Source organism: Rhodococcus coprophilus NBRC 100603 (genome assembly GCF_001895045.1).
Taxonomy (GTDB): domain Bacteria; phylum Actinomycetota; class Actinomycetes; order Mycobacteriales; family Mycobacteriaceae; genus Rhodococcus; species Rhodococcus coprophilus.
This window is the reverse complement of record NZ_BDAM01000007.1, coordinates 18,296-42,419: the sequence shown is the minus strand read 5'-3', so window position 1 is coordinate 42,419 and position 24,124 is coordinate 18,296. Positions and strand designations below refer to the sequence as shown.

General features: G+C 64.6%; 24 protein-coding genes. 14 read left to right on the top strand and 10 right to left on the bottom strand.

Annotation, left to right across the window (positions count from 1 at the left end):
- Position 1 precedes the first annotated feature (1 nt).
- A complete protein-coding gene (locus RDCOP1_RS12100; RefSeq protein ID WP_072700840.1) occupies positions 2-937 on the top strand; it encodes an acetaldehyde dehydrogenase (acetylating) in 936 nt (311 codons plus the stop codon).
- Positions 934-1,998 (top strand): 4-hydroxy-2-oxovalerate aldolase, encoded by a 1,065-nt coding sequence (dmpG, locus tag RDCOP1_RS12095; RefSeq protein WP_072700838.1) that lies wholly within the window; start codon positions 934-936, stop codon positions 1,996-1,998. The genes RDCOP1_RS12100 and dmpG overlap by 4 nt, the downstream gene beginning before the upstream one ends.
- Positions 1,999-2,026: 28 nt before the next feature.
- On the opposite strand, the gene RDCOP1_RS12090 is transcribed toward dmpG, so the two are convergent.
- From RDCOP1_RS12090 to RDCOP1_RS12050, 9 genes are all read right to left on the bottom strand, one after another.
- A complete protein-coding gene (locus RDCOP1_RS12090; protein WP_072700836.1) occupies positions 2,027-2,317 on the bottom strand; it encodes a GNAT family N-acetyltransferase in 291 nt (96 codons plus the stop codon).
- A 127-nt stretch (positions 2,318-2,444) separates the two neighbouring features.
- Positions 2,445-2,921, bottom strand: a complete 477-nt coding sequence (gene bfr / locus RDCOP1_RS12085; RefSeq protein ID WP_072700834.1) for a bacterioferritin — start codon at positions 2,919-2,921, stop codon at positions 2,445-2,447.
- A gap of 48 nt (positions 2,922-2,969) precedes the next feature.
- Positions 2,970-3,167: a (2Fe-2S)-binding protein gene (locus tag RDCOP1_RS12080; RefSeq protein ID WP_072700831.1), complete on the bottom strand. Its 198-nt coding sequence runs from the start codon at positions 3,165-3,167 to the stop codon at positions 2,970-2,972.
- 140 nt (positions 3,168-3,307) lie between these two features.
- Positions 3,308-4,057, bottom strand: coding sequence for an AIM24 family protein (locus RDCOP1_RS12075; RefSeq protein WP_072700829.1), 750 nt, complete (start codon positions 4,055-4,057; stop codon positions 3,308-3,310).
- Positions 4,054-4,752, bottom strand: coding sequence for an AIM24 family protein (locus tag RDCOP1_RS12070; protein WP_072700827.1), 699 nt, complete (start codon positions 4,750-4,752; stop codon positions 4,054-4,056). The genes RDCOP1_RS12075 and RDCOP1_RS12070 overlap by 4 nt, the downstream gene beginning before the upstream one ends.
- Before the next feature lie 8 nt (positions 4,753-4,760).
- Positions 4,761-5,381, bottom strand: coding sequence for an AIM24 family protein (locus tag RDCOP1_RS12065; protein ID WP_072701432.1), 621 nt, complete (start codon positions 5,379-5,381; stop codon positions 4,761-4,763).
- Positions 5,382-5,482: 101 nt separating this feature from the next.
- On the bottom strand, positions 5,483-6,640 hold the full coding sequence (locus RDCOP1_RS12060) for an acyl-CoA dehydrogenase family protein (protein WP_072700824.1): 1,158 nt from the start codon (positions 6,638-6,640) through the stop codon (positions 5,483-5,485).
- Positions 6,641-6,676: 36 nt separating this feature from the next.
- The gene (locus RDCOP1_RS12055) at positions 6,677-7,870 is read right to left on the bottom strand and encodes an acyl-CoA dehydrogenase family protein (RefSeq protein ID WP_072700822.1); all 1,194 of its coding nucleotides are present in this window, start codon (positions 7,868-7,870) and stop codon (positions 6,677-6,679) included.
- Complete coding sequence (locus tag RDCOP1_RS12050) at positions 7,867-9,111, bottom strand: CoA transferase (RefSeq protein WP_072700820.1); 1,245 nt, start codon at positions 9,109-9,111, stop codon at positions 7,867-7,869. Before RDCOP1_RS12050 ends, RDCOP1_RS12055 begins: the two co-directional genes overlap by 4 nt.
- Positions 9,112-9,403: 292 nt before the next feature.
- Between RDCOP1_RS12050 and RDCOP1_RS12045 the strand changes: the two genes are divergently transcribed.
- From RDCOP1_RS12045 to RDCOP1_RS12035, 3 genes are read left to right on the top strand one after another with little or no spacing between them, the layout of a single operon-like run.
- A complete protein-coding gene (locus RDCOP1_RS12045) occupies positions 9,404-10,534 on the top strand; it encodes a thiolase family protein (protein ID WP_072700818.1) in 1,131 nt (376 codons plus the stop codon).
- Positions 10,535-10,570: 36 nt separating this feature from the next.
- Positions 10,571-11,335, top strand: a complete 765-nt coding sequence (locus RDCOP1_RS12040) for an SDR family NAD(P)-dependent oxidoreductase (protein WP_072700816.1) — start codon at positions 10,571-10,573, stop codon at positions 11,333-11,335.
- A 14-nt stretch (positions 11,336-11,349) separates the two neighbouring features.
- The gene (locus tag RDCOP1_RS12035) at positions 11,350-13,029 is read left to right on the top strand and encodes a class I adenylate-forming enzyme family protein (protein WP_072700814.1); all 1,680 of its coding nucleotides are present in this window, start codon (positions 11,350-11,352) and stop codon (positions 13,027-13,029) included.
- A 4-nt stretch (positions 13,030-13,033) separates the two neighbouring features.
- Here the strand turns inward: RDCOP1_RS12035 and RDCOP1_RS12030 are convergent, their stop codons facing one another.
- Positions 13,034-14,785: a sigma-54-dependent Fis family transcriptional regulator gene (locus RDCOP1_RS12030; RefSeq protein WP_371836827.1), complete on the bottom strand. Its 1,752-nt coding sequence runs from the start codon at positions 14,783-14,785 to the stop codon at positions 13,034-13,036.
- Between the two features lie 245 nt (positions 14,786-15,030).
- On the opposite strand from RDCOP1_RS12030, the gene RDCOP1_RS12025 reads away from it, so the two are divergent.
- The 9 genes from RDCOP1_RS12025 to RDCOP1_RS11985 all read left to right on the top strand — a co-directional run bounded on the left by RDCOP1_RS12025 (position 15,031) and on the right by RDCOP1_RS11985 (position 24,118).
- Positions 15,031-16,659 (top strand): aromatic/alkene/methane monooxygenase hydroxylase/oxygenase subunit alpha, encoded by a 1,629-nt coding sequence (locus RDCOP1_RS12025; protein ID WP_072700810.1) that lies wholly within the window; start codon positions 15,031-15,033, stop codon positions 16,657-16,659.
- Between the two features lie 81 nt (positions 16,660-16,740).
- On the top strand, positions 16,741-17,784 hold the full coding sequence (locus RDCOP1_RS12020) for a 2Fe-2S iron-sulfur cluster-binding protein (protein WP_072700808.1): 1,044 nt from the start codon (positions 16,741-16,743) through the stop codon (positions 17,782-17,784).
- A 41-nt stretch (positions 17,785-17,825) separates the two neighbouring features.
- A complete protein-coding gene (locus RDCOP1_RS12015) occupies positions 17,826-18,932 on the top strand; it encodes an aromatic/alkene monooxygenase hydroxylase subunit beta (RefSeq protein ID WP_072701430.1) in 1,107 nt (368 codons plus the stop codon).
- Positions 18,929-19,270, top strand: coding sequence for a propane 2-monooxygenase effector subunit MimD (mimD, locus tag RDCOP1_RS12010; protein ID WP_072700805.1), 342 nt, complete (start codon positions 18,929-18,931; stop codon positions 19,268-19,270). The genes RDCOP1_RS12015 and mimD overlap by 4 nt, the downstream gene beginning before the upstream one ends.
- Positions 19,271-19,284: 14 nt before the next feature.
- Positions 19,285-20,328 (top strand): amidohydrolase family protein, encoded by a 1,044-nt coding sequence (locus tag RDCOP1_RS12005; protein WP_072700804.1) that lies wholly within the window; start codon positions 19,285-19,287, stop codon positions 20,326-20,328.
- Positions 20,325-21,080 (top strand): metal-sulfur cluster assembly factor, encoded by a 756-nt coding sequence (locus tag RDCOP1_RS12000; RefSeq protein WP_072700802.1) that lies wholly within the window; start codon positions 20,325-20,327, stop codon positions 21,078-21,080. Before RDCOP1_RS12005 ends, RDCOP1_RS12000 begins: the two co-directional genes overlap by 4 nt.
- Positions 21,077-22,102 (top strand): NAD(P)-dependent alcohol dehydrogenase, encoded by a 1,026-nt coding sequence (locus tag RDCOP1_RS11995; protein ID WP_072700800.1) that lies wholly within the window; start codon positions 21,077-21,079, stop codon positions 22,100-22,102. The genes RDCOP1_RS12000 and RDCOP1_RS11995 overlap by 4 nt, the downstream gene beginning before the upstream one ends.
- A 31-nt stretch (positions 22,103-22,133) precedes the next feature.
- On the top strand, positions 22,134-23,783 hold the full coding sequence (groL, locus tag RDCOP1_RS11990) for a chaperonin GroEL (protein WP_072700799.1): 1,650 nt from the start codon (positions 22,134-22,136) through the stop codon (positions 23,781-23,783).
- A gap of 11 nt (positions 23,784-23,794) precedes the next feature.
- Positions 23,795-24,118, top strand: coding sequence for a putative quinol monooxygenase (locus tag RDCOP1_RS11985; protein ID WP_072700797.1), 324 nt, complete (start codon positions 23,795-23,797; stop codon positions 24,116-24,118).
- The last annotated feature ends 6 nt before the right edge of the window (positions 24,119-24,124 follow it).

The window sequence follows — 24,124 nt, the reverse complement described above, 5'->3', positions numbered from 1 at the left end:
CATGACCACGACCAAGGTCGCCATCATCGGGCCGGGCAACATCGGCACCGACCTGCTCATCAAGATCAAGAGGCTCGCCGACAGCGAACTCGAGACGATCGCTCTCGTGGGCATCGATCCCGCATCCGACGGCCTGGCCCGCGCCAAGCGACTGGGCATCGACGCGATCTCCACCGGAGTGGAGGGTCTCATCGAGCACCCCCGTTTCGACGAGATCGAGATCGTCTTCGACGCCACCTCGGCGAAGGCGCACGAGTACAACGAGAAGATGCTGCGCCCGCACGGCAAGATTCTGATCGACCTCACCCCCGCCGCGATCGGCCCCTACGTGGTGCCTCCCGTGAACCTCGACGAGCACCTCGACGCGACGAACGTCAACATGGTCACTTGCGGTGGTCAGGCCACCATCCCGATTGTTGCCGCCATCTCGCAGGTCACGCCCGTCTACTGGGCCGAGATCGTCGCCTCGATCTCCTCGAAGTCGGCCGGCCCGGGTACTCGCGCCAACATCGACGAATTCACCGAGACGACGTCGCAGGCCATCGAGAAGATCGGTGGCGCCGCACGCGGCAAGGCGATCATCATCCTCAATCCCGCAGAACCGCCGATGATCATGCGCGATACGGTTCTCGCGCTCGTCGGCGAAGACCGCAAGGACGAGATCGTCGCATCGATCGAAGCGATGGTCGCCAAGGTTTCCACCTATGTGCCCGGATACAAGCTCAAGCAGGAAATCCAGTTCACCCCGATCAACGAGACCGTCGGCACGCTGACCGATCACACCGGTCCGATGTGGAAGGTGGCGGTGTTCCTCGAGGTCAAGGGCGCAGCACACTACCTGCCCGAGTACGCGGGCAATCTCGACATCATGACGTCCGCTGCCCTGCAGGTCGGCCGGGCAGTCGCGGCACGCAAGAAGGAGCAGGTTTCGGCATGAGCGAGACGATCACGAGTGACGCCCGGCAGCGCGAATACGCGACTCACGGTGCCGCCCTGTACATCCAGGACGTGACCCTGCGTGACGGCATGCACGCCATCCGCCACCGCATCACCCCCGACGACGTTGCAGCGATCGCCGGCGCACTGGACCGCGCCGGTGTCGACGCGATCGAGGTCTCCCACGGCGACGGCCTCACCGGGCACTCCCTGACCTACGGTCCGGGCAGCCACACCGACTGGGAATGGCTCGAAGCCGCTGCCGGAGCGATCAATTCGGCAATTCTCACGACGCTGCTCCTCCCGGGTATCGGCACCGTCCACGAACTGAAGCGTGCCTACGAACTCGGTGTGCGGTCGGTGCGTATCGCCACCCACTGCACCGAGGCCGACGTGTCCGCCCAGCACATCGCTGCGGCAAAGGAACTCGGCATGGACGTCTCCGGCTTCCTGATGATGTCGCACATGGCTCCTGCGGAAGAGCTCGCCCGACAGGCGAAGCTCATGGAGTCGTACGGCGCCGACTGCGTCTACGTCACCGACTCCGGTGGACGGCTGACCATGGACGGTGTCCGCGAACGTGTCCGCGCCTACCGCGACGTTCTCGAAGACACCACGCAGATCGGTATCCACGCGCACCAGAACCTGTCGCTGTCCGTCGCGAACTCGGTCGTCGCCGTCGAGGAAGGCGTCATTCGCGTCGACGCGTCGCTGGCCGGGCAGGGTGCCGGAGCGGGCAACTGCCCGATCGAGCCCTTCGTTGCTGTGGCGGACCTGCACGGCTGGAAGCACTCCTGCGACCTGTTCGGTCTGCAGGATGCCGCCGACGATCTGGTTCGTCCGCTCCAGGACCGGCCGGTCCAGGTCGACCGCGAGACGCTCACCCTCGGTTATGCCGGCGTGTACTCGAGCTTCCTCCGGCACGCCGAGACGGCCGCGGACATCTACGGACTCGACACCCGCGAAATCCTCGTGGAGATCGGCCGTCGTGGACTGGTCGGTGGCCAGGAGGACATGATCACCGACGTCGCGCTCGACCTCCGCAACCGCGCGGGTCACTGACGATCGTGTGCTCGCGTCGGCGGCGAGTTCAGTCGGCGAGATCCTGATACTCAGGATGCTTGGCGATGAAATTGTCGACGTACGAGCAGATCGCCACGACTCGCTTGCCGCGCTCACGCACGTCGTCGAGTGCGAATCGGACCAGCTTGCCGGCGAGGCCCTGACCGGAATAGGCCTTGTCGACCACGGTGTGGTCGAACACGAGTTGGGTGTCGCCGTCGGGGTGGTACTCGGTGAATCCGATGACGGAGCCGTCGTCGACGAGTTCGTAGCGCTGCCGGTCGGCGTTGTGAACTACGTGCACGGACGAGTCACTCACGGTGTCCCCTCACTGTCGAGAGCAGATTGAACGAGTACACCGTACATACCGCGCACGAAAAGACGGGCCGCGACAGATGTCGCGGCCCGTCTTCGTGACTGCGGGGAACCGTTCGGCGCCGTGCCGGCTATTCCGAAGGCGAGATGTGCTGGGCGATGTAGAGCGGTTCGCCCAGCTGTGCCAGCAGGTCGAGCTGGGTTTCGAGATAGTCGATGTGTTCTTCCTCGTCGGCGAGGATCGCCTCGAAGATGTTCGCGGAGGTGATGTCGCTGACCGACCGCATGTATTCCGATCCCTTGCGGAGCCGGTCGCGGGCTTCGATCTCGACCTGGAGATCCGCCTCGAGCATCTCCTTCACGTTCTGTCCCAGGCGGAGCGATCCGAGCCGCTGATAATTGGGGAGTCCGTCGAGGTAGAGGATGCGGTCGGTGAGAGTCTCGGCGTGACGCATCTCGTCGAACGACTCCGCGCGGGTGTGTGCCGCGAGCTTCGACCATCCACGGTCTTCCTGCATCTTCGAATGAAGGAAGTACTGGTTGATCGCGGTGAGCTCCGCCGTCAACTGCTCGTTCAGGTATTCGATGACCTTCTTGTCGCCCTTCATGGCACCTCCCGGGGTGAACCATCAGGTTTACCGCCGGGCAGGGGCTGGCTACACGGCGGTCTCGAGCTCGATCGTCTCATTCCGTACGCGAGCCTGCCGGATGATCGCAGAGATGTTGCGTACGCAGTTTCCGCAGTCGGTCCCTGCGCGGCACGCCGCGCTCACTTCGCGGGTGCATCGCGCACCTGCGGCCACCTCTTGCTCGATGTGGTGGTGGGTGAGGGCGTGGCAACTGCAGACGATCATGTGAAGTCACCATCCTGGAGGTTGTTAGGTTGCCCAAACCTTACCTCTGGTTAGGCCCGCCTATCCTGTGAGCGTAGTCACAATTCGGTTGAGTCTGATCCGGGCTATGCCCGGTGTCGGCCCAGGGTCCGGTGCGGGAGTTAGCTCTGTTGCAGCTGTTGCGAAACGACCTGATTGATGCGCTGCAATCCAGAGGGCGACAGGCCTGGAATTTGATTTTCGAGGGTTCGCACCAGCGATGAGTCGTCGATCACCTTCTCGCTCGACTGGATCAGCACCGTCCCGGCGCCGGTGAAGTCGAACTGGCGTTCCTCGCCCGACTGCACCCCGAAACGTCGCGCGCCGGCGGACACGAATCCCGTGATCCACGATTCGTCGTAGTGGTGGCTCGGGGACGGGCAGTCGGCCCAGCCGACCAGTGCTTCGGGATCGACGCGCAGCGGCGGTTCGGCGAACATCACCGGACCGTTCGACGAGGCGAGGAACCTGCCCGTTCCGATCAGAGTGAGGAAACCCGGCACGATCGACTGGTTGAGCGACAGGCCCGGCTCGAAGGCCAGCAGGTTCGACTGCCGGATGGTGAGGTTGCCGTCGTCGAGGTCGTAGGAGTTGATGTCGTACCCGCGGTCCCCGAGGATCAGCTTCCCGAAGCCGTCGGCCACCACGTAGTCGCCGAGATACATCGGCGCCGAGAATCGCCGGGCCACCATGTCGAGCAGTCCGCCCTGCAGTCCGTGGGTGAGGGCGGAGAACCGCACTTGCCCGTAGTACGCGATCATCGCGCCCTTCGACAGGAACCACGGCGTCTGCAGATCGATGCAGTAGGCGTAGCTGTTTCCGGGAACGTTGTCGCTCCCGGTGAAACTCGAGGGATTGAGGACGACGCTCACAGTTTCTCCTCCGATGCCTGCACGTAGACGATGCCCTGACCGGTGCACTCGAGTTGCATGGACTCGCCACCGCTGCGGCCGACGTTGCGCCAGCTCATCGACGATTTCAGTTCGGTGCGGACGCCTCCGCTCGCCGCGACGAAGGCTTGCGGATCCACGATCACGGGCGCAGGCCCACCCACACGAAGTTCGAAGACGCCGCCGTGCGCGAGCAGCACCACCGCGCCGTACCCGGACAGCTGCGTCGTGAACATTCCCGTTCCGGTGACCGCGCCCGTCGCGGCGCCTCGGAGTGCGCCCAGCAGGCCGCCTCCCCCGCCCGCCTGTGCCGCGCCCGACGACACGACGGTGCTCTGCAAGCCGACCGTGTTCGCGAGCAGCCGGGACGCGTCGACGCGAAGCTCCCCGCCGGCGGACATGTCCACCACGTGGGTTTCGAGGCCCCGGAATCCGTAGTGCACCGTGCCGGTGCCCTGCGCGATCATCGTTGCCTCGTGCTCGCCCTGAAGTATCCGCCCGGCCATGCCGGCGAGCCCGCCGAAACCGGGAGCGCCCCCGGCTCCGCCGGGTACACCGTGGGGAGCGAAGCGGACGTCGCCGGTGTAGAAGAGCATCGCGCCCCGTCGGGCGATCACGGGACCCGAACGGTTCAGGTCGACGCTGACGACCTTGCTGTTGACCTTGGTGAATGCCACTGCCGTCCCTAACGTTCCGCGGGCTGGATGGAGACCACGCCCGTGCCGTCCCACTTCAGAGAAAAGGCTTCTCCGCTGCCCTGCCCGACCATCGAGCGCCACGACACGTCGGTGACGAAGGACTGTGTCAGTTGTCCCTTGGCGCAGACGAATGCGTCGGGATCGACGACGAGGGGGTACTGCGGCGACACCTCGAGATGGATCAGGGGACCGCCCGCGGAGAGCAGCGCGACCTGGCCGGTTCCGGTTACCGTCGTGGTGAACAGGCCCTGCCCGCTCATGCCGCCTCGCAATCCTGCGAACGTCACGTTGGTGTTCAAGTTGCCGTTCAGCGCGAGCAATTGTTCGGACTCGACCTGCAGGGTCTCGTTGTTCAGTTCGAGAATCGTGACGTCCTGCCCCTGATGTGCGAGGTAGACGACGCCCGTCCCGGTGCATTCCATGAGCGACAGGCCCTCGCCCGTGGCGCGCTGGCGCAGACCCGCGAGGACGCCCTCACCTCCACCGAAGCCTGCCGATTTGAATGCGACCTGTCCCTCGTAGGCCACCATCGAGCCCGAGAGAGCCCTGATTCCGGAGTTGCTCAACTGGGCCTCGATGACCCGTTTCGATTTCACGAGCAGTCGCATGTCGCGAACGATATCGGGTGTGCGCACGCACCGCGCAGCCGCATTCGCGAACAACGGCGCCACCCGCTCCGAGAGCAGGCGGCGCCGTCGCGGGACTCGTCCTACAAGCCCAGATCCTTCGCGATGATCGTCTTCATGACCTCGCTGGTACCACCGAAGATCCGGGTCACGCGCGTGTCTGCGTACAGACGCGCAATGGGGTACTCGGTGATGTAGCCGTAGCCGCCGTGCAACTGCAGACACTTGTCGATGATGCGACCGGCCGCTTCGGTGGCGAAGAGTTTGGCTCGCGCGGCATCGGCCACCGACAGTTCGCCGCGGTCGTTGAGTTCGATGGCGTTGTCCACCATGATCTGCATCGCCTGCAACTCGGTCGAGCATTCGGCGAGCACGAACTTCGAATTCTGGAACGAGGCCACCGGCTTGCCGAACACCTTGCGTTCCTTGGTATATGCGATCGCGTGGTCGATCGCGGCGGCCGCCGTCGCGGCGGCACCGAACGCGATGGTGAGCCGTTCCTGCGCGAGATTCTGGGTCAGGTACGAGAACGCTTCGCCTTCGTTGCCGAGCAGATCGGTGACGGGGACCTTCACGTCGTCGAACGACAACTCGGCGGTGTCGGAGGTCTTCAGCCCGATCTTGTCGAGTTTGCGTCCGACTGCGAACCCTTCGCTCGTGGTGTCGACCACGAGCATCGACAGTCCACCGCGGCGGTTCTCCGGGTCGAACGGTGAGGTCCGGCACACCAGGAGGATCCGGTCTGCGAGTGCGCCACCGGTGATGAACGTCTTCGCGCCGTTGACGACGTAGTGGCTGCCGTCGTCCGAAAGTTTTGCGGTGGTGGAGATGTTCGCGAGGTCGGAGCCGGTTCCCGGTTCGGTCATCGCAATCGCGAACATCAGTTCACCCGAAGCGAATCCGGGCAGCCAGCGCTGTTTCTGCTCTTCCGTCGCGTGCTGCATGATGTACGGCAGGATGAGGTTCGAATGCACCGAGTACGAGCCGAATGTCACGCCCGCAGCAGCGGTTTCCTCCGTCACCACGACGTTGAACTTCAGCGACGACTCACCGCCACCGCCGTACTCCTCGGGAGCCTGGATGCCGAGGATTCCGAGGTCACCGAGACGGTTGTAGAACTTGCGGGGAGGATGGCCGTCGGCCTCCCACTCGTGGTAGACGGGTGTGACCTCTTTCGCGATGAAGTCGCGGACCGTCTGACGGAACGCTTCGTGGTCCTCGTCGAACACCGTACGTTTCACGCGGATTTCCTTCCGAAGATGAAGTGGTGCAACGCTCTACAGGCTGTAGTCGCGGAGTACGCCTTTGCTGATGATCGTCTTCTGGATCTCGCTGGTGCCTTCTCCGATGAGCAGGAAGGGTGCCTCGCGCATGAGACGCTCGATTTCGTACTCCTTGGAGTAGCCGTAACCACCGTGGATGCGGAAGCTGGCTTGGGTGACCTCCGAGCAGTACTCGCTCGCGAGATACTTCGCCATTCCGGCAGCGACGTCGTTGCGTTCGCCCGAATCCTTCAGACGCGCCGCGTTGACCATCATCAGGTGCGCCGCCTCGACCTTGGTGGCCATCTCGGCGAGTGAGAACGAGATCGCCTGGTGTTGTGCAATCGGCTTGCCGAAGGTGCTGCGCTGCTGCGCATATTGGGCGGCGAGTTCGAACGCGCGGATCGCCACGCCGCAGGCGCGGGCGGACACGTTCACGCGACCGACTTCCACTCCGTCCATCATGTGCGAGAACCCGCGACCCGGGGTGCCGCCGAGGATCGATTCGGCAGACGTCTTGTAGTTGTCGAAGACGAGTTCGGTGGTGTCGATGCCCTTGTACCCCATCTTGTCGATCTTGCCGGGAATGGTGACGCCGGGGACGACTTCGCCGAATCCCGCGGGCTTCTCGACGAGGAAGGTTGTCAGGTTCTTGTGGGGCTTGTCGGCGCCTTCGTCGGTCTTGACGAGCGCCGCGACGAGAGTCGAGGTGGCACCGTTGGTCAGCCACATCTTCTGTCCGTTGATGATGTAGTTGCCGTCGCTGTCGCGCTTGGCCTTGGTGCGGATCGCCGCGACATCCGATCCGAGTTCGGGTTCGGACATCGAGAAGGCACCCCGCACCTCGCCGGTCGCCATACGCGGCAGGAAGTGTTCCTTCTGGGCCTCGGTGCCGTGCTGACGGATCATGTACGCCACGATGAAGTGTGTGTTGATCACGCCCGAGACGCTCATCCAGCCACGGGCGAGTTCCTCGACGCACAGCGCATAGGTGAGAAGAGACTCGCCGAGACCGCCGTACTCCTCGGGGATCATCAGACCGAACAGACCCATCTCGCACATCCGGTCGACGATCGCCTGCGGGTAGGTGTCGGAGTGCTCGAGTTCCTGTGCGGTAGGGATGATTTCGCGATCCACGAACGTGCGTACGGTATCGAGGATCTCGGACTGGACATCCGTGAGTCCGAGCGTCTGGGCGAGGCGGGTCATGCGGGGTCCTTCTGCTTGGTACGGACGGCGCCGGCAGCGGCGAGGGCATCGATCTCGTCACCGGTCAGACCGAGATGCTCCGAGAGGACGGCGGCGGTGTCGTCACCGTTCGCGGGTGCGGGCCGAACGGTCGGGTGGACACCGTCGAACGACATCGGGGTGCTCGGCGCGAGATACTCCCCGATACGGGGCTGATCGAGTTTCTGGAACATCGGGTTGTCGGTCACGCGCGGGTCGCGGGCGAGTTCGGCGAAGGTGCGATACCGCTCGTGCAGGATCGACGTGGCAGCGAGCGCTTCTTCGACGTCGGCGGCGGTGCGTTTGCCGAACCACGCGCCGAACAGGCTGTCGAGCACGTGACGATGCTCGAAACGGCTGCCTTCGTCGCGGAAGTCCACGTCGAGTGCGGCCTCGAGTGCGGTGACCGCATGGGTTGTCCCGGTGAGTTCGGTGAGATCGCGGAAGTGCCGGGGCGTGAGGGCCACGATCATGAAGCGGATGCCGTCAGCAGTAGTGAAGTCGCACCCGTAGGTGCCGTAGACGGCATTGCCGATGCGGCGCCGTCCCGGTCCGCCGAGTTGTGCCTCGGCGATGTACCCGAGGTTTCCGACGGTCGCGAAGGCGACATCTTCCAGCGGAAGGACGACTCTGGTTCCGGCGCCAGTGATTTCGCGGCGGTACACGGCGGATACGACCGACAGTGCGGCGTACAGACCACACGACACGTCCCACGCGGGGAGGACGTGGTTGACCGGATCGGACAGGTTCTCTGGACCGGTGACCTGAGGGAATCCCGCCGCGGCGTTGACGGTGTAGTCGACGGCACCGGTGCCGTCGGCGCGGCCGAGGACCTGGACGTGGATCAGGTCGGGGCGGATCGCGGCGAGTTCGTCGTAGTCGAGCCACTCGCGGCCCGCGGCATTGGTGACCAGGATTCCCGCGTCGAGGACGAGGTTGCGGATCAGCCCCTGCGCTTCGGGGTTGCGGAAGTCCGCGGCGAAGGATCGCTTGCCCTTGTTGAGACCCGCCCAGTAGATGGACTCGTTGTCCTCGGTGAGGGGCCAGCGCTTGTAGTCGGCGGCACCCCCGATCGGATCGACGCGGATCACCTCGGCGCCGAGCTGCGCGAGCGTCATACCGCACAGGGGTGCGGCCACGAAGCTCGACACCTCGACCACGCGCACGCCGGCGAGGGGTGCGGTGGACGAGGGCAACTCGTCGGTGGAAGCGGTGGGGTTCATGCCTGCTCGCCTGTCCTGGTCGCGGGTCGTCCGGACACGCGGCCCGAACACGGTGCACCGCCAGCATGCAACAGGTATTCCCCGGGGACCAGAGCGGTTCGGCTATCGATCGGTTAGCGCAGACCAATACCGTTCGAGCACCGTTCGGGGGCGGCCGCTGTTCCGCCACTCTCGCCGGCATAGCTTCCACCTAACGAAAGCTTCCGCCGAAAGTCTTTCCTTCACCGTCGTGCGCGTGGTCCCCTCGACGGTGAGAACAACGCACCCCGTCTGCACCAGCGAAGGAAGTCTCATGCGTGATGCCGTGATCGTCGACGCCGTCCGTACACCCATAGGACGTCGCGGGGGTGCCCTGTCCGAGATCCACCCCGCAAATCTGTCGGCGCACGTGCTCACGGCCCTCGCCGACCGCACCGGGCTCGACCCGGCGATCGTCGACGACGTGGTGTGGGGCTGCGTGAGCCAGGTCGGTGAACAGGCCGGGATCGTCGCTCGCACCGCGGTCTTTGCGGCGGGCTGGCCAGTGTCCGTTCCCGCGACCACCGTCAACCGTGCGTGTGGGTCGAGCCAGCAGGCGGTCGCATTCGCCGCGGCCACCGTGATCTCGGGCCAGAACGACGTGGTGATCGCCGGTGGGGTCGAGACCATGAGCCGCGTCCCCATGGGTAGCGCCGCCAAGAACGGTGAGCATTTCCCGCCGAACGTGCTCGAGCGGTTCGGAGTCGAAGGCTTCAGCCAGGGAATCGGTGCCGAGATGATCGCCGAGAAATGGGGCTTCTCCCGGACCCGGCTCGACGAATATTCGCTGCGCTCGCACGAACTGTCCGCAGCTGCCACCGACTCGGGGGCCTTCGAAAAGCAGCTCGCACCCGTCGCGGGCCTGACCTCGGACGAAGGCATCCGGCGCGGCGGCACCGTCGAATCGCTGGCGAAGCTGAAGACCGTGTTCAAGGAGAACGGCGTGATCCACGCCGGAAACTCCTCGCAGATCTCCGACGGTGCAGGCGCACTGCTGGTCACGACCAGCGAGTACGCCGCGGCACACGGCTGGACACCGATCGCGCGGATTCACACCACCGTCGTCGCTGCCGACGACCCGGTCATCATGCTCACCGGTCCCATCCCCGCCACGGCGAAAGTGCTGAAGCGGGCCGGCCTGTCGATCGACGAGATCGGTGCCTTCGAGATCAACGAGGCGTTCGCCCCCGTACCCCTCGCATGGCTCGCCGAGACCGGCGCGGACAGCACCCGCGTCAATGCGCTCGGCGGCGCGATCGGTGTCGGCCACCCGCTGGGCGGGTCCGGTGCGATTCTCATGACCCGCCTCGTGCACCACATGCGCGACAACAACATCCGCTACGGTTTGCAGTCGATGTGCGAGGCCGGCGGAATGGCGAACGCCACCGTCCTCGAACTGCTCTGACCACGCACTCGCACTTCACACAAGGATCGAGACACCATGGAACTCAAGGATCTTTCCGTCGCCGTGACCGGCGGCGCTTCGGGCCTCGGACTTGCGACGGCCCGTCGTGTGCTCGCGGCCGGCGGTACCGTCACCCTCATCGACCTGCCGTCGTCGGACGCCGCGGACATCGCCACCGAACTCGGTGACGGCGCGACCTTCGCGCCCGCCGACGTCACCGACGAGGAACAGTTCGCAGCCGCACTGGACGTCGCACACGAGCGCGGCGGTCTGCGGGGCGTCGTGCACTGCGCCGGTGCCGGTCGCAAGATGCGCATCCTCGACAAGAACGGCAAGGCCGGGTCGCTCGAGGATTTCGAGTTCGTGATCCGGCTCAACCTGACCGGTTCGTTCAACGCGCTGCGACTCGGCGCCGAGCGAATGGCCGAACTCGAACCGATCGACGGAGAGCGTGGCGCGATCGTGATGACGGCATCCGCTGCCGCGTTCGAAGGACAGATCGGGCAGATCAACTACTCGGCGTCCAAAGCCGGCATCGTCGGAATGACGATCGTCGCGGCCCGCGATCTCGCGAGCAAGGGTATCCGCGTCAACACCATCGCGCCCGGCATCATGGACACCCCGTTGCTGGCGCGACTGCGCGAGGACGTGCGCAAGTCGCTCGAAGCGACCGTGCCGAATCCCGCGCGGCTCGGTGACCCCGACGAATTCGGCCGTCTCGCAGTCAACATCCTCGAGAACGGATACCTCAACGGCGAGACGATCCGTCTCGACGGAGCTATCCGCATGGCACCGCGCTGATCGGGGGCGCGGCAATGACTTCCGGCAGTTCGACGTGGACGTCGACGAGCCTGTCGTACCCGCAGACATCGATGGCGGTGTGGGCGCCGAGCATGGCGGCTACATACGGCGACCGGCCGGCGATCGTCGACGGTGAGCGCGTATACAGCTACCGCGAACTCGACGAACAGTCGGCACAATTCGCGTGTGCGCTTGCTTCCACGGGTGTGGAACCGGGAGACGTCGTGCTCCTCCACCTCGGGAACTGCGCCGAATTCCACGTCGCGTACTACGGTGCGCTCCGCGTGGGTGCGGTTGTGTCGCCGGTGAATCCGCTGCAGCCCGAATCCGAATTGCGCCGCCGGATCGAGGAGACCGGTGCTGTCGCGGTGGTCACCGGCCGGCAACAGTTCGAGATTCTCCTGCGCGCCCAGATCGATACGACGGTCGGTCTGATCGCGGTTGTCTCGGACGAACCGGTGCGCGGCGGCAACCCTGCGACGATGCGCTTCAGCGATGTGATCGCCGGGCAGCGCAGCTCGTTCAGGCCCGCGACCGTATCCCCCGACGATGTTGCACACATCGCGTACACCGGCGGAACAACGGGCATTTCGAAAGGCGTGCGCGTTCTGCACCGCAACGTCGTCGGAAACATCACGCAGATGTGCGGGTGGCGTGCCGGGCATCGCTTGGTGACCGGCCGGGACGGGCTGGTCTCTCTCGAACCCATCGACGGGAAGGATGTCGACGGCGTGGTCCCGGGGGTGGGCTCCACGATCGTGGTTGCCCCGCTGTTCCACGCGCACGCACTGATCAACACCTCGTTCCTCCTGATGTGCGGTCTCACCCAGGTGCTGTCGGGCCGCTTCGACCCTGCTCGCGTACTGGAGGAGATCGAGCAGCACCGCGTCTCGTACATCACCGGAACGCCGGCCATGTGGCACGCGCTGGTCACGCACCCGGACGCGTCCTCACGCGATTTGTCGTCGGTTCGCGTGGTGTCGTCCGGTGCGGCGCCGATCGACCCGGGGACGCTCGACAATCTTCGGCGCGCATTCACCGCCGCGCGGGTGGTCGAGGGATACGGGCTGACCGAGGCCACATGCCTGGTGACAGCCGCACCGCTCGGCGTCGATTCGGAGTGCCCCGTCGGGAGTGCCGGGCTGCCGGTGTTCGACACCCAGATACAAATCCGCGCACTCGACGACCCGGCGACAATCCTCGAGGAGGGTGAGCGCGGCGAACTGTGGGTGCGTGGACCCCAGGTGACCGACGGCTATCTGGGGACTCCCGAGATGACGGCCCGCCAGTTCGTCGACGGATGGCTCGCCACCGGCGACATCGCCTACCGGGATGCCGATGGGTTCGTATACATCGTGGGCCGGTCGAAGGACATGCTGATCTACAAGGGCTACAACGTGTATCCCCGTCTGCTCGAAGAAGTTGCCGCGTCGCACCCGTCCGTGTCGACGGTTGCCGTGGTGGGCAGGGACGTCGGCCCGGCCGGTGAGGAACCTGTCGCATTCGTCGTTCCGGCGGGCGATGCGACGACAGACAGTGACGAGCTGATGGCGTACGTCGCCGAACGAGTACTGCCGTACGAGAGGATTCAGGAAGTGATGTGGGTCGACGCGCTGCCGACCTCCGCGGAAGGGAAGATCCTCCGGAACGATCTGCGGGAACGTCTCCGGGTGAAGCCTGTTCTCTCCGAGTAACGTGTCACGGGCGGCCGCGAGACCTGACAGATCGCGCTCTGTACTCGATGCCGTACTCGCGGACCTTCCGGTAGATCGTCGCGCGCGACATGCCGAGAGCCTTTGCTGCGGTGGCCTTGTCACCGTTGTGGAGAGCGAGGGCCTCGACGACCGCGTCGCGCTCGAGCGACTCGAGCTTCGTCAGCCGCCGACGGGTGGTCGATCGGCATTCCGCAGGAAGATCCTCGAGTTCGATCGTTCCGGACCGCCGTCGCCTGCAGATCTTCTCCAGCACCGATTTCAGGTGGGTCACATTGCCGGGCCACGACAACCGCGCGAGTTGGTTCACCGCCGCCGGGGACAACACGAGTCTGCCGGCTTCCATGGTGTCGAGCAGGAATCGGGACAATTCGGGAAGATCTTCGACGTGATGCCGTAGCGGCGGCACCGTCACGGTCTTCGGGAACATACGCAACAAGGGATGGGTGTCGGCCGGCCCGTCGCTCGCGTGCAGCGTGATCGCCACCCAGGGGCCGTCCGTCGCGGAGTTCGAGCACACATCGAGTAGGAGGTCGCCGATCGCGTCGATGTCCTCGCCGTCGAGATGGTGGATCTGCCGGAGCAGAAGGTCGGAACCTTCGTCCACCGCGGTGACGACCTGCTCGAGTACGCTCTGTGCGCTCGACGCCGTCGCGTCCACCGAGACGAGAATCCTTCCGTTCCTGACGTGGTCGTGCACGGCCCGGACGAGGGCGGATCGACCGGCGCCGGGTTCGCCGTCCGCGACGAGCCACTCGTTGCGCGTGCAGGCGTCGATCATCTCCTCCACGGTTCGGGTCCAAGTAGCACTCGTTCCGGCGACGGAACGCAGAACAGGTGCCCGGACGCGAGCGCGAGGACGTGTTCGCCGACGATCCACCTGTTCCCTCACGTGCACGATCCCGCCCGCGAGCCTGTCGTCGACGAAGGTGGGGCGATACGACAACCGCGCGGTCACGCCACTCGGGAGGTCGGCGAGCAGCGTGAACTGTTCGGTTCTGCCTCGCGAGTCCCGCGTGTGGTCGATGATCGCCGCTTGATCTCGCGAATCGAACACTCGTTGCGTGAGCTGGTTGATCATGAGAACTTCCTCGCCGATCGCGATGACCGGCCGACCGGTGTGCTGACACGCGAGGTGGTAGTCGCGCAGCAGCGCCCGATCGAGTTCACCGGCCTCCTCGAGGATCTGTTCGCGGATCCGTTGCGCGACCATCTTGGCGAACGACAGCAGGAGCGCGTTGGAGTTCTCCGCCAGTGTGGTCAGATCCACGGCCCCGAGCAGGGCGCCGGTCACCGGATGTGTCACCGGAGCGCCCGCACACGAGAAGCGGCGCAGACGTCCGTTGTAGTGCTCGTCCCCACGGATGAGTAGTGGAGCACCCACCTCGAGTGACGTCCCGATACCGTTCGTTCCTACGTTGCTCTCGGCGTACCGGAATCCCGGAGCCAGATGAACACTGTCGAGTGCAGCAGCGAGACCCGCGTCTCCGAGGCGACGACGCAGCACGGTTCCCGAAGCGTCGGTAAGGATGAGCGACACCGGTTCGTTGTCAATCTCCCGGGCCATCGCATCCAGCACCGGTGCCGCCGCGCGGGTCAGCACGGTGTCCAGCGAATCCGGGTCGATGTAGTCGGCGCCCGGCTGATCGGGGTCGACGTTGGCCTGTTGCGATCGTTCCCATGACACGCGCAGCCAGTTCCGCGTTCGCCCCCGGTCACCGGGTCCGGTCGCGCTGATTTCCGGTTCGTCGCGCGTCGCTGGGCGTTCGGATGTTGCGCCCGGTCTCTCTGTACTCACCGTCGATCCCCCGGATTCTCGTCGCCGCGGGTCACTGTGCGGATGGATTGCCGTCACTTTAACGCGACCGACTGTGATCCAAGTCTCACATTGAGACAGATTGTGCGTCGCTTCCGCGGTTGTATCGCAGAACCCCGATCTCCCGACGGCCGGTGTCAGCCGGCTCCCGATCCAGGAGGCACACATTGAGCAGGCAGAGCCTCACCAAGGCGCATGCGAAGATCACCGAACTGTCGTGGGAGCCCACCTTCGCGACCCCAGCGACCCGTTTCGGCACCGACTACACCTTCGAGCGGGCGCCGAAGAAGGATCCGCTGAAGCAGATCATGCGGTCGTACTTCCCCATGGAAGAGGAGAAGGACAACCGCGTCTACGGCGCGATGGACGGCGCGATCCGCGGCAACATGTTCCGTCAGGTCCAGCAGCGGTGGCTCGAATGGCAGAAGTTGTTCCTGTCGATCATCCCGTTTCCCGAGATTTCGGCGGCGCGTGCCATGCCCATGGCGATCGACGCCGTACCGAATCCAGAGATCCACAACGGGCTCGCGGTGCAGATGATCGACGAGGTTCGTCACTCGACGATCCAGATGAACCTCAAGAAGCTTTACATGAACAACTACATCGATCCCGCGGGATTCGATATCACGGAGAAGGCGTTCGCGAACAACTACGCCGGCACCATCGGCCGCCAGTTCGGTGAAGGCTTCATCACAGGTGACGCGATCACCGCGGCGAACATCTACCTCACGGTGGTCGCGGAAACCGCTTTCACCAATACGCTTTTCGTGGCGATGCCGGACGAGGCCGCAGCCAACGGCGACTACCTCCTGCCCACGGTCTTCCATTCGGTGCAGTCGGACGAGTCCCGGCACATCTCCAACGGCTATTCCATCCTGCTCATGGCCCTCGCAGACGAACGCAACCGTCCGCTGCTCGAACGGGACCTGCGTTATGCGTGGTGGAACAATCACTGCGTCGTCGACGCCGCTATCGGCACGTTCATCGAGTACGGCACGAAGGACCGCCGGAAGGATCGCGAATCCTATGCGGAGATGTGGCGGCGATGGATCTACGACGATTACTACCGCAGCTACCTGCTGCCCCTCGAGAAGTACGGGTTGACCATCCCGCACGATCTCGTCGAGGAGGCATGGAAGCGCATCACCGAGAAGAGCTACGTGCACGAGGTGGCCCGCTTCTTCGCGACCGGCTGGCCGGTCAACTACTGGCGGATCGACGCTATGACGGACGCCGACTTCGAATGGTTCGAGGAGAAGTACCCCGGCTGGTACTCGAAGTTCGGCAAGTGGTGGGAGAACTACAACCGCCTCGCGCATCCCGGACGCAACAAGCCGATCGCATTCGAGGACGTCGGATACCAGTATCCCCACCGGTGCTGGACCTGCATGGTGCCGTGCCTGATCCGCGAGGACATGGTGGTGGAGAAGGTCGACGGCCAGTGGCGCACCTACTGTTCCGAGCCCTGCTACTGGACCGACGCCGTCGCCTTCCGTGCCGAGTACGAGGGTCGTGAGACGCCGAACATGGGTCGCCTCACCGGCTTCCGCGAATGGGAGACGCTGCACCACGACAAGGATCTCGCCGACATCGTCCAGGACCTCGGGTACGTGCGCGACGACGGCAAGACCCTGATCGGGCAGCCACACCTCGATCTCGACCCGAAGAAGATGTGGACTCTCGACGACGTGCGGGGAAATACCTTCCAGAGCCCCAACGTGCTGCTGAACCAGATGACCGATTCAGAACGTGAAGCGCACGTCGCGCAGTACCGGGCCGGGGCGACTCCGCTCTGACGCAACTGGATCCGGCCGGCGCGAATGCACTCCTGCATCTGCACCGGCCGGGTCCTCCCCTCGAAGCACAGGAGGTCTACGGTGGCCGACACTCACCGCATCCACTTCGAACCCGTCGACATAGAGATGGACGTCGACGAGGACGAGAAGATTCTCGACGCGGCCTTCCGGCAGGGCATCCACCTGATGCACGGATGTCGTGAGGGGCAGTGCTCGGCCTGCAAGTCCTACGTCCTCGACGGCGAGATCCAGATGGATCGGTACTCGACGTTCGCGTGCAACGACTCGGAGGTGGAGGAAGGTTATGTATTACTCTGCCGCGCACATTCGTACAGCGATTGCACCATCGAGCTGCTCAACTTCGACAAGGACGAACTTCTCGGCGGTGTGCCGATTCAGAACGTGCGCGCCCGGGTGCTCGCGATCGAGCCGGTGACCAGGGACATCGTCTCCCTCGTCCTCCGGCCGCTCGAGCCGGAGATCTTCGAATTCAAGGCGGGGCAGTACGCCGACATCACCATCCCGGGCACGGAGGACCACCGCTCGTTCTCGATGGCCACCGCGCCCGCGACCTCCGATCGTGTCCAGTTCCTTGTCAAAAAGTATCCGGGCGGGGTCTTTTCGGGCCTGCTGGACGGCGGATTGACCGTCGGCGACGAGGTGCACCTGAACGGACCCTACGGATCGTCGACCCTCAAGGAAGGCCACGTACTCCCCGTCGTCTGCATCGGTGGAGGGGCGGGGATGGCGCCCATTCTGTCGTTGCTCCGGCACATGAGTGACACCGGAGATCCCCGGCCGGTCCGCTTCTACTACGGTGCCCGCACCGCCGCCGATCTCTTCTACCTCGACGAGATACGAGATTTCGCAAATACGTTACGGGACTTCGTCTTCGTGCCATGCTTGTCCGAGAATTCGGACTCTCTTCCCGACGGGGTTACGGGAGTGGAGACGGGAATGGTCCCGGACGTCGTGGGAGCCCGCGAGAGCGAACTGCACCGGTGCGAGACATACCTCTGCGGTCCGCCTCCGATGGTCGACGCGACCTTGGACCTGCTCGAGAGCAGAGGCGTGCCCAAGGACCAGATCTTCTACGACAAGTTCACCAGCCCGACCTTCGAGTGATCGAGTTCCCCATTTCGTCCCAGCGACAGGAGAATCCGCAGATGACCGCCACCGCAGATCCCGCGCGGCGCAGTTTCCCCCGTATCGAGTTCACCGATGCCGAGGCCGGCGCCCTGGAGTTCCCGAGTTCGAAGAGCCGCACGTACAACTACTACAAGCCCGCGAAGCTGCGGGCGACAACCTACGAGGACGTCACGGTCGACGTGCAACCGGACCCCGAGCGGTACCTGAGCCAGGGCTGGATCTACGGGTTCGCTAACGGCCCAGGTGGCTACCCGAAGGAATGGACTGTCGCGAAATCGTCGGACTGGCACCAGTTCCGGGATCCCAACGAAGAATGGGACCAATCGATCTACCGTAACAACGCGGCGGTCGTCCGGCAGGTGGACCTGTGCCTGAAGAACGCGAAACGAGCCGATGCGTACGAGGTCTGGAACACTCCCTGGCTCACCTTCATCGCGCGGAATCTCGGTGCATGGATGCACGCAGAGCACGGTCTGGGACTGCATGTGTTCACCTCGATACAGCGGTCCGGTCCGACCAACATGATCAACACCGCGGTGGCGGTCAACGCGGCGCACAAGCTACGTTTCGCGCAGGATCTCGCGCTGTTCAACCTCGACCTCTCCGAATCCGGTGTGCCGTTCGACGGAACGGTGCACAAGGAGGTCTGGCAGTCCGCTCCCGAGTGGCAGGCGACCCGCGAGGTTGTCGAACGGCTGACTGCGGTGGGCGACTGGTGCGAACTGCTGTTCGCCACCAACATCGTCTATGAGCAGTTGGTGGGATCACTCTTCAGATCCGAGCTGATCATGCAGATCGCAGCGCGGAACGGCGACTACATCACGCCGACGATCGTCGGCACCGGCGAGCACGACTACGACCGCGATCTCGCATACACGCGAGCGCTGTTCCGGATGCTCACGCGGGACGAAGAATTCGGAGAAGCGAACAAGGAACTGTTCTCCGCCTGGATGAGCACATGGGTGCCGCGTTGCATCGAGGCGGCCCGGTCGCTGCAGCCGATCTGGTCGCAACCGTCCGACAAGGCGATCACGTTCGCCACGAGTCTCGAATCCGCCTCGACCAAGTTCCGAACTCTGCTCGAGGAGATCGGCCTGGAAGCACCGAAGGAGCTGGAACAGTGACTATGAATTTCGGATCCTCTACCGAGATCTCCGACAGATGCGGTGTGACTCTCATGAATACGCCTATCGGACGTGTCGTCGCGGACGTGATGGGCGCCAAGGAGGGGGTGGACTTGACGGAGTACCCCTCGATGATCCGCGTCGACGGCACGAAGCTTCTCGAGTTCGACTACGACGAACTCACCGACGCGCTCGGCAGCGAGTTCGACGGATCCGTCTTCGAAGAGATCAGTTCCACCCATTACGGACGCATGGTCCATCTCGACGACAGGACCATGTTGTTCGCCAGCCCCGAGGACGCCGCCGAGTACATCGGCTTCGACCTCACCGCGCCCTAGGAATCGAGGACGGTATGTACACCAAAGACGACGAAAACTACTTCATCGTCGATTCGCACGTTCATATCTGGGACGCGCGTCCTTCCAACCTGAGGAACATCCACGGCCAGCAGTTCATCGACTGCTTCTACGACTACCACAAGAATCTCAGTCCGCAGGAGGAGGTGTGGGACTTCGACACCTACGCCTACTACGGCAGCGAGAGGTTCATGAAGGACCTGTTCGTCGACGGTTACGTCGACCACGCCATCTTCCAGGCGACTCTGCTGAGCGAGTTCTACAAAACCGGTTTCGGGCAGACGGAGGAGTGTCTTGCGCTGACCCGCAAGCATCCCGGCAAGCTCACCTACAACCACGCCTACGATCCGCGGAACGGGGAGGCAGGCCTCGAGCAGTTGCGCCGGGACGCCGAGAGCATGAATCTGCAGGGGGTCAAGCTCTACACCGCCGAATGGTTCGGCGACTCACGCGGATACAAGCTCGACGACATGTGGTCACGCCGGTACCTGGAAGAATGTATCGAACTGGGTATCAAGAACATTCATGTCCACAAAGGACCGACGATCCGGCCGCTGGACCGCGATGCCTTCGACGTCGCCGACGTCGACAAGGTAGCTACCGATTACACCGATCTTCGGTTCATCGTCGAACATGTCGGTCTGCCCCGCCTCGAGGACTTCTGCTGGATCGCGACCCAGGAGTCGAACGTGTACGGCGGCCTGGCGGTGGCGATCCCGTTCATCCACACCCGCCCACGCTATTTCGCGCAGATCATCGGTGAGCTCATGTACTGGATCGGGGAGGACAAGATTCTCTTCTCGAGCGACTACGCCCTGTGGACACCGCGATGGCTGATCGAGAAGTTCGTCGACTTCCAGATCCCGGAGGACATGACGGAGTACGCACCCCTGACGGTCGACCAGAAGAAGAAGATCCTCGGTCTCAACGCCGCCGCGCTCTACGACATCGACGTGCCCTCCGAGTTGCGGCTCGCCGAGCCGGCAGGACAGGAAGGGGTCGACGTCGCCGCGGGCGCGCAGGATGCGGTGTCGTCATGACCGGCGAATCGGTGACCTCCGACGATGTCCTTGGGGCGTTGTCGGAGGTCGTAGATCCCGAACTGGACGAGCCCATCACCGATCTCGGGTTCGTCCGTTCGGTGCTGCTCGACGACGAGGGTGTGACCGTGCACCTGCGCCTGCCCACAGCCTTCTGCTCACCCAATTTCGCCTACCTGATGGTCTCGGATGCGCAGGACGTGCTCGAGGGCGTCGCAGGGGTGGGACGGGTTCGGGTCCTGCTCGACGATCACCACGACAGTCAGAAGATCAACAGCGGTCTTGCGGCAAAAGCGGGATATCAGGGGACCTTCGGGGTCGAGGCGGTGGACAGCCTCGACGACCTGCGGCGCACCTTTCTCCGAAAAGCGCATCTCGCGGCACTCGAACGGTGCGTCGAAGCGCTCCTCCGCGAGACCGCACTGACGCTCGATGCCCTCCCGTCGCTGACTTTGCGTGACATCCCGGCGGGCCGGTACAGGTCGGCTCTGCTCCGCCGTCGCCTCGCGATCGGCCTGACGCTGTGTCCGGCCGGGCGGGTATTCGTCGACGACGACGGCACACCGATCGCGCCGGATGCGATCCCGATGCGCCTGCGGTTCGCGAAGTCCGTGCGGATCTCCATCGAAGGCAACTCCCATTTCTGCCGGGGCCTGCTCGCCACCCGCTACGCAGACGACGACGGCACCGCAGGACCACGGATCGTCGACGTCCGATCAACCTCGTCCGTTCCAGTCAGGAGGGTGTCATGAAGGCCGTGCAGGTCGTGGGCTACCACACGAAACTCCAGCTCACCGAGATTCCGGAACCGGAAGTGGAAGGCCCGTTCGACGTGATCGTGCGCATCGGCGGAGCCGGGCTGTGCCGCACCGACATCCACATCCTCGAAGGCCAGTGGGCAGGGAAGAGCGGCGTCGAACTGCCGTACACGATCGGCCACGAGAACGCCGGCTGGGTGCACGCGATCGGCGACGCGGTCACCAACGTCGCGGTGGGCGACAAGGTGATCCTGCACCCGTTGATCACGTGCGGACAGTGCCGTGCGTGCCGTTCCGGCGACGACGTCCACTGCGAGAACAGCGCCTTTCCCGGCATCGACACCAACGGCGGCTACGCGGAATTCCTGCGGACCACGGCCCGTAGCGTCGTGCGGATCGACGACTCGCTCGAACCCGCAGATGTCGCAGCCCTCGCCGACGCCGGCCTGACGGCCTATCACGCAGTTGCCAAGGCGGCGAAAGTGCTTCGCCCCGGCGACACCTGTGTGATGATCGGCGCCGGCGGTCTCGGCCACATCGGCATTCAGGTATTGAAGGCGATCTCGGCCGCCACCCTCGTCGTAGTCGACCGAAATCCCGACGCTGTGAAACTCGCGGCCGAGATCGGCGCCGACCACGCGATCGTCGCGGACGGCACCCACGTGCAGCAGGTCCTCGATCTCACCGGTGGCAACGGCGCCGAAGCTGTCGTCGACTTCGTGGGCGAGGGCGGTGCAACCGAGGAGGGCGTGGCGATGCTGCGACGTGCCGGCAGCTACTACGTCGTCGGCTACGGCGAGAACATCGATGTCCCGACCATCGACATCATCTCGACGGAGATCAACTTCATCGGCAATCTCGTCGGCTCCTACAACGACCTGCAGGACCTGATGGTTCTCGCCGCGCAGGGCAAGGTCGGGCTCCACACCACGAAATACCCGCTCGGCGACTTCCAGCGGGCGATCGACGACCTCGACGCCGGCCGCGTCCGGGGCCGCGCGATCCTCGTCCCCTGAACCGCGCACCGCTCACGGAAGGAATCTGTACATGGCCAAGGATCTGCGGTTCGAGCAGGAAGCCCGCACGCTGCTGGAATACGGAGTCAACGCCCTCGCCGACGCGGTGAAGGTGACACTCGGCCCCAAGGGCCGTAACGCAGTACTGGAGAAACTGACCGGTCCCCCGACCATCACCAACGACGGTGTCACGATCGCCCGCGAGATCCAGCTTCGCGACCCCTTCGCCAACATGGGAGCGCAGTTGGTCAAGGAAGTCGCGATGAAGACCAACGGCGCGGTGGGCGACGGAACAACCACCGCGACTGTGCTCGCGCAAGCCATGGTGCGAGAAGGGCTCCGCGCCGTCGAGGCCGGTGCCAACCCGATGCGTGTGCGTCGCGGTATCGAGCGCACGGTCCCCGTCGTCGTCGATGCGGTCCGCACCCACTCCGTGCAGATCAGGGACCGCGACGACCTCGCTCGCATCGCGTCGCTCGCAGCCGGTGACGACGACTCGATCGGCGAGGTCATTGCCGATGCGGTCGTCCACGCCGGACGCTCCGGCGTCGTCACCACCGAGGAATCGGACACGCTCGGGATGTCCGTGGACGTCGTCGACGGAATCGAGTTCGACCACGGCTACATCTCGGGGTACATGATCACCGACCCCGAGCGGATGGAGTCCGTCCACGAGAACCCCCTGGTGCTGCTCACCAACAAGAAGATCAGCCAGGTGCAGGACATCATGCCGAGTATCGAGGCGGCCAAGCGGGCGGACCGGCCTCTGGTCGTGCTGGCCGAGGACGTCGACGGGCCGGCCTTGCACCTGCTCGTCGGCGGCAACATGCACAAGACGATGCAGTCCGTCGTCGTGCGCGCCCCCGGCTTCGGGCACCGGAGGGTCGCGGAACTCGAGGATCTCGCAGTGGCGCTCGGAGGCCACGTCGTCGCCATGGACACCGGCATCGAACTGTCGGAGGTCACCGCCGATCACCTCGGATCATGCGACCGCGTCACGGTGACCGAGAACGATACGACGATCGTCGGCGGTCACGGCGATCCGAAACTCGTGGAGGCCCGCGTCGCGCAGCTCGAGGCCCAACTCGGTCGCGCCCGGCTCGATGCCGACCAGGACGCCCTACAGCTCCGCCTGGCGCGACTGACCGGAAGTGTCGCCGTCATCAAGGTCGGTGGCGCCACCAGCGTCGAACTCAAGGAACGGATGTTGCGGGTCGAGGACGCGCTCGCCGCGACGCGCGCGGCATTGGAGGAGGGTGTGGTCGCCGGTGGTGGCACCGCGCTGGGGCAGGCGCACCGAGCACTGGCCGGCCTGGATCTTCCGGGGGACGAAGCGGTCGGGCGTGATGTCGTGCGACGGGCGCTCGCCGAACCCGTGCGTCGCATCGCGATCAATGCGGGATTCGACGGCGATCACGTGGTTCAGGTGGTCGAAGGATTGCCGCTCGGTCACGGGTTCAATGCACTCACCGGTGAGTACGGCGATATGTTCGACGAGGGCGTGATCGATCCGTTCAAGGTCACCCGGGCGGCCTTCGAAAGTGCGGCCTCGATCGCGGCGCTGCTCATCACGACCGAGACGGCCGTGGTCGAGGAGGTCGTGGGCAATCCCGGGGCGATCCACGCGCCCGGCTTCGGCGACCTCGCCGAAGGCATGATCCGTCCCTCGAACATCTACTGACCGGAGGCAAGATGATCTTCATCGTGGTCCGCTTCAAGGTGCTGCCCGAGCATCAGGACGACTGGCTCGCCACGACGGCGGAGTTCACGGAGTCGACCCGGAAGGAACCCGGGAACCTGTGGTTCGACTGGTCCCGGAGCGTGGACGACCCGTCCGAATTCGTTCTCGTCGAGGCATTCAGGGACGGGGACGCCGGAGCAGCCCACGTGAAGTCCGACCACTTCCGCAACGGACTCGACGCGATGCGACCGGCCCTCGCCGAGACCCCGCGCATCCTCAACACGGAGATTCCCGGCACGGAGTGGTCGCGGATGGGTGAACTCGAAATCAGCTGAGGGACT